Raw genomic sequence first — 13,842 nt, forward strand, 5'->3', positions numbered from 1 at the left:
GCCTGGTCGTAGAGGATGGTGAGGATGCGCACCTCGCTGTCGCGAAAGCTGCCGCGGACGTAGAATTTCTTCAGCCCCTGCATGCCCGACAGCACGAAGAAGTCCGGCTTCACCACGCTGTAGTCGATGCGGCGGCCGGCCGGTTCCTTCTTCTCCAGTTCGGCGAGCTTCGCCGTCGACGGCGCGGCCTCCTTGCGGCGTGCAAGCTGGACCTGGATGGTGCCGGTGGAGGAACTCCATTTGCTGCCGCTGGCGTCGGAGGCCTGCTGCGGCACCAGTTTGGTGGGGATGCCGAGCCGGGCGCCGGTCACCATGTCGGTGACGACCTTCCAGCCGACATTGTCCTGCAGCTTCCTCGCGGCCGCCCGCAACAGCTCGCGCTCCTGCGGGTTGAGCACGCCGGTCTGCTTGGCGCCGTTGTATTTCTGGAACGTCTTGATGGCGGCGACCATGCGCTCGGAGACTTCGCCATTGATGGCGCCGTTATATTCGCCGGCCCAGGCGAGATCCGACTGGATCGCCAGCCGCTCAGCCTGGGCCATCGCGGTCACGGTGTCGGCGGGGCTCTGCAGCGCCGGGCGGATCGGCACGGTGGCGACCGGCTTCGGCTTGACGCCGGGCACCACGGGCGGCGTTGTCGTCTGCGCCTGCGCGGCGGTGGCCGCCGCGATCATCCATGTTGCCGTAAGCCACGATCTCATGACATGTCCCGGGTAGCGATTGACGTGCGCCAAATGAAGCACATCTGCTGGGTCGGTGACAGCGGGGTGTGGGTTCAAGAGCAACAGTGCAGCCGTCATCCTGAGGCGCCGCGCTTGCGCGGCGTCTCGAAGGACGACGGGGTGGGGCTCCGCATGGTTCGAGACGCGCGCCCGAGGCGCGCTCCTCACCATGACGGGGACGGAGTGGGAGCGATCGATGAAAGAAAATGCAACATCATGCTGACCGCCGACGAACTCGAACGCTACGCCCGCCATATCGTGCTGCGCGAGATCGGCGGCCAGGGCCAGGCGGCGCTGCAATCGGCCAAGGTGCTGGTGATCGGCGCCGGCGGGCTTGGCGCGCCGGTGCTGATGTATCTCGCGGCGGCCGGCGTCGGCACGCTCGGCGTGGTCGATGACGACATTGTCTCGCTGTCGAACCTGCAGCGCCAGGTCATCCACGCCACGCCGGATATCGGCGCGCGAAAGGTCGATAGCGCGGCCGATAAGATTCACGCGCTCAATCCGCATGTGAAATTCGTCGGCCATGGCGTGCGGCTGGATGCGGCCAATGCGATGGAATTGCTGTCGGCCTACGATCTCGTGCTCGACGGCTCCGACAATTTTGCGACGCGCTATCTGGTGTCGGATGCCTGCTATCTCGCCGGCAAGCCGCTGATCTCCGCCGCGCTCGGCACCTTCGACGGCTCGCTCACCACGCTGCGGCCGCACGAGAAAAATGCGAGCGGCGTGCTGAACCCGACCTATCGCTGCCTGTTCCCCGATGCGCCGCCCCCCGGCACGGTGCCGAGCTGCCAGGAGGCCGGCGTGATGGGCGCGTTGGCCGGCGTACTGGGCTCGATGATGGCGCTGGAGGCGATCCGCGAGATTGTCGGCTTCGGCGAGGGCCTGGTCGGGCGGCTGCTGATGATCGACGCCCGCGCCATGCGCTTCGAGACGCTGCGGTACGGGCGCGATCCGGCCAATCCGCTGAACGGCGATGCTCCGACCATCGTGGATTTGAGTGGATATAAGTGATCCGGAAATAGCGAAGGCGCCGTTTTTTCCCTCCCCCGCGCGAAGCGAAGCTTCGCGGGGTGGGGAGGGTGGCCGGCCGAAGGCCGGTCGGGTGGGGGGCGCCATAAGCTCCGTCGCCCGCGGCACCCCCATCCCGGCCTCCACTCCCGACGATGCTATCGCATCGTCGTCCGTTCGGCCGACCCTCCCCACCTAGCGAAGCTTCGCTTCGCCCGGGGGGAGGGAGGCCATGGGCACCGCGTTCCAACTCCGACTTCGGCCCCCCTCACGCGCTCCGCTTCTCGCTGTCCATATGCGCCAGCATCGCTTCCGGATAGCGCCCGCCGGCCGCAGCATCAGCAGGGATGGCTGCTTCCAGTGCGGCCAGATGCGCTGGCGTCAGCTTCACCTCGAGCGCGCCGAGCGCCTCGGTGAGACGGTCGCGGCGGCGGGCGCCGACCAGCGGCACGATGTCGGCACCCTGGGCGGCGACCCAAGCGATCGCCACCTGCGCCACGGAGGCGCCGATCTCGCCAGCGATGCCGCGGAGTTTTTCCACCAGCGCCAGGTTGGCGTCGATGTTGCCGTCCTGGAAGCGCGGGCTCATGACGCGAAAGTCCCGCGCGGTCGCCGGGCCCTTCTGCCAGTGGCCGCTGATCAGGCCGCGCGACAGCACGCCGTAGGCGGTGATGCCGATGCCGAGTTCGCGGCAGGCCGGCAGGATGTCGTCTTCGATGCCGCGCGAAATCAGCGAATATTCGATCTGCAGGTCGACGATCGGATGCACCTTGTGCGCCCGGCGGATGGTCTCGGCGCCGACTTCGGACAGGCCGATGTGCTTGATATAGCCGGCCTTCACCAGGTCGCTCAGCGCGCCGATGGTGTCCTCGATCGGCACGTCGGGGTCGAGCCGCGCCGGGCGGTAGATGTCGATCGCCTCGACGCCGAGCCGGACCAGCGAATACGCCAGAAAGTTCTTGATCGCCGCCGGGCGGTTGTCGATGCCGTTGAAGCCGCCGACGGAGTCGCGCAGCGCACCGAATTTCACCGAGGTCAGCACATGGTCATGGTTACGGCCCTTCAGGGCCTCGTGGATCAGCAACTCGTTGTGGCCCATGCCGTAGAAGTCGCCGGTATCCAGCAGGGTGATGCCGGCATCGAGCGCGGCATGCAGGGTGGCAATGCTCTCGTCGCGGTCGGAAGTGCCATAGAAGTCCGACATGCCCATGCAGCCAAGGCCGAGGGCGGAGACGACGGGGCCGGTTCGGCCGAGCTTGGTGGTGTCCATGGTGTTCTCCGGGGTAGGCGGCAGGGCTAGTCCCGCCGTCGATAGACCCGATATGCGCGCCTTCCATTGCTGCGATAAGCTGGACAATGCTGAAAGCCTTGTTCACATTGGCGAACAATGAGCGAGCTCGACCTGCGCGACATGTCTGCCTTCGTGGCGGTGGCCCGGACCCGGAATTTCCGCCGGGCCGCCATCGAGCTGCGTGTCTCGGTGTCCAGCCTGAGCCAGCGGCTGCGCGACATGGAGGCTCGGCTCGGGGTCCGGTTGCTGCATCGCACAACGCGCAGCGTGGCGCTCACCGAGGCCGGGGAATTGCTGCTGGCGCGGGTCGGCCCGGCCATCAGCGACGTCGATGCTGCGTTGCAGCAAGTGCGCAGCATGGCCGGTTCGCCGTCCGGCCGGCTCAGGATCAACGCGCCGGCGCCGGTGGTGGACTTGGTTCTGGCGCCGATGGTCACGCCATTTGCTGCGCAATATCCGGAGGTCGAACTGGAAATAATCGCCGAAACGTCGTTCATTGACATCGTTTCGGGCGGTTTTGACGCCGGTGCCCGTTACGGCGAGCATCTGGACCAGGACATGGTCGCGGTCTCGCTGGGACCGCAGGAGCGGTTCGCGCTCGTTGCTGCGCCGCAATATGTTGCGCAGCATGGAAGCCCCGCCGTCCCGCAGGATTTGCTGCAGCATTGCTGCATTCGCACGCGCTTCGAGTCGGGGGCGATGCCGGACTGGGAGTTTGAGAAGGACGGCCGGGTGGTGATGGTGTCGCCGAAGGCGCGGCTGGTGGCCGGCCCTTCGCAGCTCGGCATCCGGGCGGCGCAGGATGGTCTCGGCTTCTTCGCGACCTTCGAGGGCTACGTCCGGGACGACATCGCGGCGGGCCGGCTGGTCAGCGTGCTCGAGGACTGGCTGGCGCCGTTTCCGGGGCCGTTTCTGTATTACCCCAGCCGAAGGCAGCCGCCCCCGGCGCTGGCGGCGTTCGTCGGATTTGTGGCGGCGTGGCGCAAGGGGCGGCGGGGGAGGTAGCAGCCTCTCACACACATTCCTTCACGACATCCCCCAGCGCCGCAAAGTCGGCCTTCCTCGGCGAGGTCTTGCGGAACACCAGGCCGATGCTGCGGCCTGGCTGCGGGTTCTCCATCCGCAGGAACTTCACGCGCTCGTCGCGCTGCTCGACGTCGGCGGCGATCTGCGGGATCAGCGTGACGCCGTAGCCGCTGGCGACCATCTGCATCACCGTGGACAGGCTGGAGGCCGCGAACGCCATGCCGCCGGCGCCGTTGCCGCGCGCCGCGGTGGCGCAGAACGCCAGCGCCTGGTCGCGCAGGCAGTGGCCGTCTTCCAGCAGGATCAGCCGGCTCTGGTCGATATCGCCCGCCTTGATGCGCGTCGCCACCGGCCGCGGATCATCCGCCGGCACCGCCAGCAGGAACAAATCGTCGAACAGTTTTAGCGTTTCGATCTCCGGCTCGCCGAGTGGTAGCGCCAGCATTGCCGCATCCAGCGCGCCGCTCTTGATGTCATCGACCAGTTGCTTCGTCTGGGTTTCCCGCAATTCCAGCCGCAGTTCCGGAAACTGCTTCTGCAGCACCGGCAGGATCCGCGGCAGCAGATACGGCGCCAGCGACGGGATCACCCCCAGCGTCAGCCGACCGGTCAACAGCCCGCCGCGGTGCCGCGCAAAATCCACCAGGTCGCGCGACGCCGCCAGCACGTCCTCGCCCCGCCGCGCCACCTCGCGGCCGACATCGGTGAGCATGACGTCGCCGGGCCGGCGCTCCACCACCTTGACCCCCAGCGTGCGCTCGAGATCCCTGATCTGCATCGACAGTGCCGGCTGGGTGACGGCGCAGGCCTCCGCGGCGCGGCCGAAATGGCCGTGCTTGGCGAGGGCCGCCAGATAACGAAGCTGTCGGAGCGTGATCATGATCGATCAGATAAACTGATCGGAAGCCGAAGACAAATCGACTGGACCTGATCTAAGAATTCTTCCAAGCTACTGTCACGAACTCCGTCTAGGGTGACCGTCCGGGTTGCCCCGCGAATTCGTCAGACAATTGAAAATACAAAGCTTTTGGAAATAAGACCGTTGTCTTCGTGGCGATGCGGCTTGCCGACGTCGCCTGACAATGCCGCTTCCAACCGCCCGAAGGAGAGAACCATGAGCCAGACCACAGACGACAGCGCCGGCAAGTGCCCGGTACCGCACGGCGCGCAGGGCAAGGGTCCGAAGAGCAAGCGCCATGGCAACAAGGACTGGTGGCCGGAACAACTCGATATCGGCGTGCTGCACGCGATTCATCCGTCGGCCGACCCGATGGGTGGCGCCTTTAACTATGCCGAGGAATTCAAGACCCTCGACCTCGATGCTGTCATCAAGGACCTGCATGCCCTGATGACCGACTCGCAGGACTGGTGGCCGGCGGATTTCGGCCATTACGGCGGTCTGTTCATTCGCCTCGCCTGGCATAGCGCCGGCACCTATCGCACCACCGATGGCCGTGGCGGCGCCGGCGGCGGCCAGCAGCGCTTCGCGCCGCTGAATTCGTGGCCGGACAACGTCAACCTCGACAAGGGACGCCGCCTGCTGTGGCCGATCAAGCAGAAGTACGGCAACAAGCTGTCCTGGGCCGATCTGTTCGTGCTCAGCGGCAACGTCGCGCTGGAATCGATGGGCTTCAAGACCTTCGGCTTCGCCGGCGGCCGTGCCGACACCTGGGAGCCGGAGGAGCTGTATTGGGGCCCCGAAGGTTCGTGGCTGGGCGACGAGCGCTATAGCGGCGAACGCCAGCTCGCCGAGCCGCTCGGCGCCGTGCAGATGGGCCTGATCTACGTCAATCCGGAAGGCCCGAACGGCAATTCGGATCCGCTGGGATCTGCCAAGGATATCCGCGAGACGTTCTTCCGCATGGCGATGAACGACGAGGAGACCGTGGCGCTGGTCGCCGGCGGCCACACGTTTGGCAAGACCCACGGCGCCGGCGATCCGTCGTTTGTTGGCGTCGATCCGGAAGCCGGCGCCCTCGAGGACCAGGGCCTCGGCTGGAAGAGCAGGCATGGCACCGGCGTCGGTGCGGACGCGATCGGCAGCGGCCTGGAAGTGACCTGGACGCAGACCCCGACAAAGTGGAGCAACCACTTCTTCGACAACCTGTTCAAGTACGACTACGAGCTGACCAAGAGCCCCGGCGGCGCGCAGCAGTGGGTGGCGAAGAATGCGGTGGCGGATATCCCGGATGCCTTCGACCCGTCGAAGAAGCATCTGCCGACCATGCTGACCTCGGATCTCGCGCTGAAGGTCGATCCGATCTACGAAAAAATCTCGCGCCGCTTCTACGAGAACCCCGACCAGTTCGCCGACGCCTTCGCCCGCGCCTGGTTCAAGCTGACCCATCGCGACATGGGCCCGGTGGTGCGCTATCTCGGCCCGCTGGTGCCGAAGGAAACGCTGATCTGGCAGGACCCGGTTCCCGCCGTCGATCATCCGCTGATCAACGATGCGGATATCGCGGATCTCAAGGCGAAGATCCTCGGCTCCGGCCTCACTGTGTCGCAGCTGGTCTCGACCGCCTGGGCCTCGGCCTCGACGTTCCGTGGCTCCGACAAGCGCGGCGGCGCCAATGGCGCGCGCATTCGCCTGGCTCCGCAGAAGGACTGGGAGGTCAACCAGCCCGCGCAGCTCGCAACCGTGCTGGGCAAGCTCGAAGCGATCCAGAAGGCGTTCGGCAAGAAGGTGTCGCTCGCCGACCTGATCGTGCTCGGCGGCTCCGCCGCGATCGAGAAGGCGGTGAAGGATGCCGGCCAGACCGTGACCGTGCCGTTCACGCCGGGCCGCACGGATGCGACGCCGGAGCAGACCGACGCGGCATCGTTCGCGCCGCTCGAACCGCGCGCCGACGCGTTCCGCAACTACATCCACAGCAGCAAGCAACAGTTCATGAAGCCCGAAGAGGCCATGGTGGACCGCGCCCAGCTGCTGAAGCTGACCGCGCCGGAGCTGACGGTGCTGATCGGCGGCCTGCGCGTGCTCGGCGCCAATGCCGCGGATGCCAAGCACGGCGTGTTCACGGCGAAGCCGGGCGTGCTGAGCAACGACTTCTTCACCAACCTGCTCGACATCGACACCAAGTGGGCGCCGGTCAGCGGCCAGGACGGCGTCTATGAAGGGCGCGACCGCAAGACCGACGCGGTGAAGTGGACCGCGACGGCCGTCGATCTGATCTTCGGCGCGCACTCGCAGCTCCGCGCGCTGGCGGAAGTCTATGGCACCCGCGATGCCGGGCCGAAGTTCGTCCGGGACTTCGTCAAGGCGTGGACCAAGGTGATGAACGCCGATCGCTACGAGATCAAGGCAGAGCCGATGCTGCAGGCCGCGGAGTAGTTTTTCGCGGTTTGAGTGACTGAAGTGACGAAGCCCCCGCGAGAAATCGCGGGGGCTTTTTTCTTTCCACTTCTTTCTTCCTTCTCCCCCGCGCGAAGCTTCGCTTCGCGCGGGGGAGAGGGAAGAAAGCGGTCGCTGCATTGCATCCGGGGAACGCACCCTTGCACCCTCCCCGAATCTCCGCACAATTGCGCCCAATGAGTACTGCCCCCGGAGAAACGCCATGATGAAGCTCTACTGGTCGCCGCGCTCGCGCTCGTTTACCGCGCTGTGGCTGATGGAAGAGACCGGCGTGCCGTATCAGCGCGTGCTCACCGACATCAGCACCGGCGCGCAGCGCTCGCTGGAATTCCTCACCGTCAATCCGATGGGCAAGGTGCCGGCGCTGGCCGACGGCGACGCCACCATGGCCGAGGCGGCGGCGATCTGCGCCTATGTGGCGGAGCGCTATCCGGAAGCGAAGCTCGCCCCCGATCTTGGCGACGTGCATCGCGCGAAATATCTGTACTGGCTGTTCTTCGCGCCGAGCTGCATCGAGCCGGCGATCACGCAGCTCGCCGCCAAGTTCGAGATGAATTCGGTGGCCGCCGGCTGGGGCGATGCCAAGCGGGTGTTCGACGTGCTCGAAGCAGCACTTGAAGACGGCCCGTGGATTCTCGGCGAGAGTTTTTCCGCCGCCGACATCGCGATCGGCGCCAGCCTGAATTTCGCGGTGCGGCAGTTCAAGATGATCCAGCCGCGGCCGTCGTTCGACCGCTACCTCGACCGCTGCAGCGCGCGACCGGCGTTTCAACGCGCGGCCGAAATGGCGGCGGGGGAGAAAGTGTAACTCGGACTCTCAGCCGTCATTGCGAGGAGCGAAGCGACGCGGCAATCCAGAAGGCGGCAAGCGCCGAAAGAACTGGATTGCTTCGTCGCAAGGGCTCCTCGCAATGACGTGGAACGGCCTGAACTACTCCCCCGCATCCGCCTTCAGCGCATCGGGATGCGGCATCGAGATGATGTTGTAGCCGGAGTCCACGTAATGGATTTCGCCGGTGACGCCGCCGGACAGTTCCGACAGCAGATACAGTGCGGTGCCGCCGAGTTCGTCGAGCGTCACGCCGCGGCCGAGCGGCGAGTGTTTCTGCTGGAACGCGAACATCGCGCGGGAATCGCCGATGCCCGAGCCCGCCAGCGTGCGCACGGGACCTGCCGAAATCGCGTTGACGCGGATGCCCTGGCGGCCGAAGTCGGCGGCGAGGTAGCGCGTCGAGGCTTCCAGCGCGGCCTTCGCCACGCCCATCACATTGTAGTTCGGCATCACGCGCGTTGAGCCACCAAAGGTCAGCGTGATCATCGCGCCGCCCGGCGCCATCATCTCTGCGGCGCGCTTGGCCACCTCGGTGAACGAGAAGCACGAGATCACCATGGTGCGCGAGAAGTTGGCGCGCGTGGTGTCGGCATAGCGGCCCTTGAGTTCGTTCTTGTCGGAGAAGCCGATGGCGTGGACCACGAAATCCAGCCCGCCCCACTTCTCCTTGATCGCCGCGAAGGTGGCATCGACGCTGTCGATATCCTCGACGTCGCACGGCAGGACCATGTCGGCATCGAGCGATTCCGCCAGCGGCTTGACACGCTTGCCGAGCGCGTCGCCCTGATAGGTAAAGGCCAGCTTGGCGCCATGCGCGTGCAGCGTCTTGGCAATGCCCCACGCGATGGAGTGATCATTGGCGACGCCCATGATCAGCCCGCGCTTGCCGTGCATCAGTCCCTGCATATCGCTACTCTCTCGTTCGTCATGCCCGGCGAATGCCGGGTATCCACGGTGTTCGTCATCGAGCTTCAAGACGTGGATGGCCGGCATTCGCCGGCCATGACGGTGTTTAAATTACGATCTTCGCAAGGCGCGACGAAAACTCACGCATCCAGGCGCTTGAACACCAAAGTCGCATTCGTCCCGCCGAAGCCGAACGAGTTCGACAGCACGGTGCCGACCTTCACATTGTCGATGCGCTTGCGTACGATCGGCATGTCGGCGAACACCGGATCGAGTTCGGTGATGTTGCCGCTCTCGCAGATGAAGCCGTTCTGCATCATCAGCAGCGAATAGATCGCTTCCTGCACGCCTGTGGCGCCCAGCGAATGGCCAGTCAGCGCCTTGGTCGCCGAGATCGGCGGGCACTTGTCGCCGGTGCCGAACACCGCGCGGATCGCCTGCATTTCCGGCGGATCGCCGGCCGGCGTGGAAGTCGCGTGCGGGTTGATGTAGTCGACCTTGATGCCGCCGGTGGTGGCCAGCGCCATCTTCATGCAGCGCTCCGCACCTTCGCCAGAGGGAGCCACCATGTCGTAACCGTCCGAGGTCGCGCCGTAGCCGATGATCTCGCCGTAGATTTTCGCGCCGCGCGCCTTGGCGTGTTCGTACTCTTCGAGAACCACCACACCTGCGCCGCCGGCGATGACAAAGCCGTCGCGGCTGACGTCGTACGGCCGCGACGCCGTCGATGGGGTGTCGTTGTACTTCGACGACATCGCGCCCATGGCGTCGAACAGCACCGACAGCGACCAGTCGAGTTCTTCGCAGCCGCCGGCGAACACGATGTCCTGCTTGCCCCACTGGATCATCTCGTAGCCGTTGCCGATGCAATGGTTGGAGGTCGCGCAGGCCGAGGAGATCGAGTAGTTGACGCCCTTGATCTTGAACCAGGTGGCGAGTGTTGCAGACGCCGTCGATGACATCGCCTTCGGCACCGCAAACGGGCCGACGCGCTTCGGGCCCTTGGTGCGGGTGGTATCGGCGGCTTCCACGATGGTGCGCGCCGAAGGACCACCGGAGCCCATGATGATGCCGGTGCGCTCGTTGGAAATGTCGGACTGCTCGAGCCCGGAATCCAGCAGCGCCTGTTCCATGGCGACGTGATTCCATGCCGCGCCCTCGCCGAGAAAGCGCATGGCGCGGCGATCGACCACGCCGGAGGGATCGAGCGTCGGCGCGCCCTGCACCTGCGAGCGGAAGCCGAGCTCCGCATATTTGTCGGCGCGCGTGATGCCCGACTTCGCCTCATGGAGGCTCGCAAGCACTTCCTGAGTGTTGTTTCCGATAGATGAGACAATGCCCATCCCCGTGACGACAACCCGCCTCATGATCGCCTCGCCCTCTGAATTAAGTTGTTATGACTGACGGCCGTCGCTGACGAGCCGCCGTTTGACTGGCCCCGGGTAGACTACGTTCCCGGCTGCAATGCGGCGGTGACATCCTGCTTGAACAGGCCGACCTTCAGGTCCTTGGCGCGATAGATAACCTCGCCATCGGCGGAAAGCGAGCCGTCGGCGATGCCGAGCCACAATTTTGAACGCATCACGCGTTTGACGTCGATCGTGTACACGACCTTCTTGATGTTCGGCAGCACCTGGCCAGAAAACTTCAATTCGCCGAGGCCGAGCGCGCGCCCGGGGCCGATACCGCCGGACCAGCCGAGAAAGAACCCGACCATCTGCCACATGGCGTCGAGGCCGAGGCAGCCCGGCATCACCGGATCGCCCTTGAAGTGGCAGCCGAAGAACCACAGCTCCGGATTGACGTCGAGTTCGGCGCGGACGATGCCCTTGCCGTATTCGCCGCCGGTCTCGGAGATTTCGGCAATACGGTCGAACATCAGCATCGGGGGCAGCGGCAGCTGCGCGTTGCCGGGACCGAACAGTTCGCCGCGACCGCACGCCAGCAGGTCCTCATATTCGTAGCTGCTGCGCTTGTCCTGAATCATGCCTGGCTTTCCACATCGGTCGTCGAGTTCGTTGAGGGCTTCGTGCGGCCCGCACGGAGGGTGCGGTGCACTTAGAATCGTTTCAAATCGGGCAGGAACCGTGCCCCAATGCGGGCTCTCTATCACAGGCCTGTGAGGCGGCAAAGCGGTGCATTACAGGGATTTGGCGGCATATTGACCCGATGCGGCCGGCTGTCGGCCCTCGACCAGCCCGCCGCTGCACGCATGGCTCCCAGTTGCGAAAACCTTGCATCTAAAGGCGTAACTTCCTATAGTTGGGTTTGGTTCAGTGTTTTTTTGAGTAAGAACGGCAGGGTATCTGACGTGGATATGACCGACAGCGTTTCGCCGATGCATGATGACGCCGCCGCCGTGGCGGAGATCAATCATGGCCGCCAGCCGGCGCTGACCGGTTGCCCGTGGCATGACGTCAACGAGATGCTGCAGTCGGTGGGCCTGCGTCCGACCCGCCAGCGCATGGCGCTGGGCTGGCTGCTATTCGGCAAGGGCGCCCGCCATCTGACCGCGGAAATGCTCTACGAGGAAGCGACCCTGGCCAAGGTGCCGGTCTCGCTGGCCACCGTCTACAACACGCTCAACCAGCTCACCGACTCCGGCCTGCTCCGCCAAGTCAGCGTCGACGGCACCAAGACCTACTTCGATACCAACGTCACCGCGCACCACCATTACTATCTCGAGAACAACCACGAGCTCGTGGACATTCCGGATCCGCACATGGTGCTGCAGAAGATGCCCGACGTCCCCGACGGCTACGAAATCAGCCGCATCGACATGGTCGTCCGCCTGCGCAAGAAGCGCTGAGCCTCGTTGTCGTCCCGGCGAACGCCGGGACCCATAGACACCGGCATTTGTGATTCGAGGAAGCGTCAGCCGCAGAGTTCAAACGCGTCTGCACGGCGTATGGATCCCGGCTCAGCGTTCGCTTCGCTCACTTGGCCGGGATGACAGGCCGAGAGGCCTGCGTAAATCCCTCAATCCACCTTCTCATCGGCATACACGCCCCACAGGCGCTGCTGCTCGATCCAGCCGTCGAAGCCGTTGCCGAGCACGCGGCACCAGCCGTCCTTGCAGCGCTTGACCTGCGCCACCACGCCGGCCTGCAATCTCGCCGCGACCGCGCTCTTGGCGTCGGCGCTGTCATAGATCGGGGCCAGATCGTCCTTGCTCTTCATGGTCACCACCGCGGTGCGGCGGCCGGACAACAGCGAGTGGTAGACCCAGCCTTCGGCGCCTTCGGAATCGCGCACCCGGCGCCAGTTCTCGTATTCCGCGGTGATCTCCACCGGCAGGCCTGATTTCGTGTAGACCCAGGCGACGTCGTTGTCCTTGGTGGGGCCGGCACGCACGTTGACGTGGTCCGACTTCAGGCTGACGTAACGCGGCACCGGCAGGCCGCTGGCGCCGACCTGGGTGTCCTTCGACGTGTCCCGGGCGGCAAAGCCCGAATTCACCGACGCCGCCAGCATCGCACTTGCGAACAATGCCGCACTCACCCCACGCCTGAACGTCATCCACTCAACCCCAACCGATTCCGTCGCCGCCGCATCGCACGCGCGCCGCCGATTTGCCCTGGGTTCTTGTTTTGGCTTGGCCTTCTGCTAGAGAGGACCGAAGCTCACGGTGTCAAAAAAGACGCCGGGGAACCCGAGGAAACGGTGGAATCGCGCGATCGCGGCAGTTTCATTCAACCGGGTTAATGCGGACTGAACGGGTTAGCCAAAGCGCGGGTGAGCAGCATATGTCGGTCAAGAAAAAGCCCCTGGTGGTCGTCACCCGCAAGCTGCCGGACTCCATCGAGACCCGGATGCGCGAGCTGTTCGATGCCCGCATCAATCTCGACGACGCGCCGCTGTCGCCGGAGCAGCTCGCCGAAGCCGTGCGCACCGCCGACGTGCTGGTGCCCACCGTCACCGACGAGATCACTAAGGAACTGCTCGACCAGCCCGACCTCAAGCTCAAGCTGATCGCCAATTTCGGCAACGGAGTCGACAATATCGACGTGGTCGCCGCGCATGCCCGCGGCATCATCGTCACCAACACGCCGAAGGTGCTGACCGAAGACACCGCCGACATGACCATGGGCCTGATTCTCGCGGTGCCGCGGCGGTTGATCGAGGGCGCCTCGATCCTCACCGAGGGCAAGGACTGGCCGGGCTGGTCGCCGACCTGGATGCTAGGCAAGCGGCTCGGCGGCAAGCGGCTCGGGATCATCGGCATGGGCCGCATCGGCCAGGCGGTGGCGCGCCGCGCCCGCGCCTTCGGGCTGCAGATCCACTATCACAACCGCAAGCCGGTGGCGCCGCGGATCGCCGAAGAACTCGGCGCGACCTACTGGGATTCGCTCGACCAGATGCTGGCGCGGATGGACATCATCTCGGTGAACTGCCCGCACACGCCGGCGACCTTCCACCTGCTGTCGGCGCGGCGGCTGAAGCTGATTCGCAAGGACGCCTATATCGTCAACACCGCGCGCGGCGAGGTGATCGACGAGGAGACGCTGACCAAGCTGATCGAATCGGGCGACATCGCCGGCGCCGGCCTCGACGTGTTCGAGCACGAGCCCGCGGTGAACCCGAAGCTGGTGCGGCTGGCGAAAGCCGGCAAGGTGGTGCTGCTGCCGCATATGGGCTCGGCCACCGTCGAGGGCCGCGTCGAGATGGGCGAGAAGGTCATCATCAACATCCGCGC

At 65.3% G+C, this 13,842-nt stretch carries 13 protein-coding genes; 6 read left to right on the top strand and 7 right to left on the bottom strand.

Annotation, left to right across the window (positions count from 1 at the left end):
* Positions 1-701: peptidoglycan-binding domain-containing protein (locus tag JWR89_RS04650; protein WP_299712319.1), on the bottom strand; the 701-nt coding region annotated here is incomplete at its 3' end.
* A 237-nt stretch (positions 702-938) separates the two neighbouring features.
* On the opposite strand from JWR89_RS04650, the gene moeB reads away from it, so the two are divergent.
* Positions 939-1,739, top strand: a complete 801-nt coding sequence (gene moeB / locus JWR89_RS04655) for a molybdopterin-synthase adenylyltransferase MoeB (protein WP_299712322.1) — start codon at positions 939-941, stop codon at positions 1,737-1,739.
* Positions 1,740-2,004: 265 nt separating this feature from the next.
* On the opposite strand, the gene JWR89_RS04660 is transcribed toward moeB, so the two are convergent.
* Positions 2,005-3,006 (bottom strand): aldo/keto reductase, encoded by a 1,002-nt coding sequence (locus tag JWR89_RS04660; RefSeq protein ID WP_299712325.1) that lies wholly within the window; start codon positions 3,004-3,006, stop codon positions 2,005-2,007.
* 117 nt (positions 3,007-3,123) lie between these two features.
* On the opposite strand from JWR89_RS04660, the gene JWR89_RS04665 reads away from it, so the two are divergent.
* On the top strand, positions 3,124-4,032 hold the full coding sequence (locus JWR89_RS04665; protein WP_299712327.1) for a LysR family transcriptional regulator: 909 nt from the start codon (positions 3,124-3,126) through the stop codon (positions 4,030-4,032).
* 7 nt (positions 4,033-4,039) lie between these two features.
* Here JWR89_RS04665 and JWR89_RS04670 read toward each other — a convergent pair whose 3' ends face one another.
* A complete protein-coding gene (locus tag JWR89_RS04670) occupies positions 4,040-4,933 on the bottom strand; it encodes a LysR substrate-binding domain-containing protein (RefSeq protein ID WP_299712329.1) in 894 nt (297 codons plus the stop codon).
* Between the two features lie 234 nt (positions 4,934-5,167).
* On the opposite strand from JWR89_RS04670, the gene katG reads away from it, so the two are divergent.
* Both katG and JWR89_RS04680 read left to right on the top strand, forming a co-directional pair.
* Positions 5,168-7,387 (top strand): catalase/peroxidase HPI, encoded by a 2,220-nt coding sequence (gene katG / locus JWR89_RS04675; RefSeq protein ID WP_299712331.1) that lies wholly within the window; start codon positions 5,168-5,170, stop codon positions 7,385-7,387.
* 223 nt (positions 7,388-7,610) lie between these two features.
* Positions 7,611-8,216 (top strand): glutathione S-transferase family protein, encoded by a 606-nt coding sequence (locus JWR89_RS04680; protein WP_299712334.1) that lies wholly within the window; start codon positions 7,611-7,613, stop codon positions 8,214-8,216.
* Positions 8,217-8,339: 123 nt separating this feature from the next.
* Here JWR89_RS04680 and fabI read toward each other — a convergent pair whose 3' ends face one another.
* The 3 genes from fabI to fabA all read right to left on the bottom strand — a co-directional run bounded on the left by fabI (position 8,340) and on the right by fabA (position 11,130).
* On the bottom strand, positions 8,340-9,146 hold the full coding sequence (gene fabI / locus JWR89_RS04685; protein ID WP_299712337.1) for an enoyl-ACP reductase FabI: 807 nt from the start codon (positions 9,144-9,146) through the stop codon (positions 8,340-8,342).
* Between the two features lie 140 nt (positions 9,147-9,286).
* Positions 9,287-10,513, bottom strand: a complete 1,227-nt coding sequence (gene fabB / locus JWR89_RS04690) for a beta-ketoacyl-ACP synthase I (RefSeq protein ID WP_299712340.1) — start codon at positions 10,511-10,513, stop codon at positions 9,287-9,289.
* An 80-nt stretch (positions 10,514-10,593) separates the two neighbouring features.
* A complete protein-coding gene (gene fabA / locus JWR89_RS04695; protein WP_299712351.1) occupies positions 10,594-11,130 on the bottom strand; it encodes a bifunctional 3-hydroxydecanoyl-ACP dehydratase/trans-2-decenoyl-ACP isomerase in 537 nt (178 codons plus the stop codon).
* 333 nt (positions 11,131-11,463) lie between these two features.
* Between fabA and irrA the strand changes: the two genes are divergently transcribed.
* The gene (gene irrA, locus JWR89_RS04700) at positions 11,464-11,955 is read left to right on the top strand and encodes an iron response transcriptional regulator IrrA (protein WP_299712342.1); all 492 of its coding nucleotides are present in this window, start codon (positions 11,464-11,466) and stop codon (positions 11,953-11,955) included.
* Between the two features lie 170 nt (positions 11,956-12,125).
* Here the strand turns inward: irrA and JWR89_RS04705 are convergent, their stop codons facing one another.
* On the bottom strand, positions 12,126-12,665 hold the full coding sequence (locus JWR89_RS04705; protein ID WP_299712345.1) for an SH3 domain-containing protein: 540 nt from the start codon (positions 12,663-12,665) through the stop codon (positions 12,126-12,128).
* Between the two features lie 227 nt (positions 12,666-12,892).
* Between JWR89_RS04705 and JWR89_RS04710 the strand changes: the two genes are divergently transcribed.
* The coding region (locus tag JWR89_RS04710) for a D-glycerate dehydrogenase (RefSeq protein ID WP_299712348.1) at positions 12,893-13,842 on the top strand (950 nt) is incomplete at its 3' end.

The organism is Tardiphaga sp. (genome assembly GCF_028290785.1).
GTDB lineage: Bacteria > Pseudomonadota > Alphaproteobacteria > Rhizobiales > Xanthobacteraceae > Tardiphaga.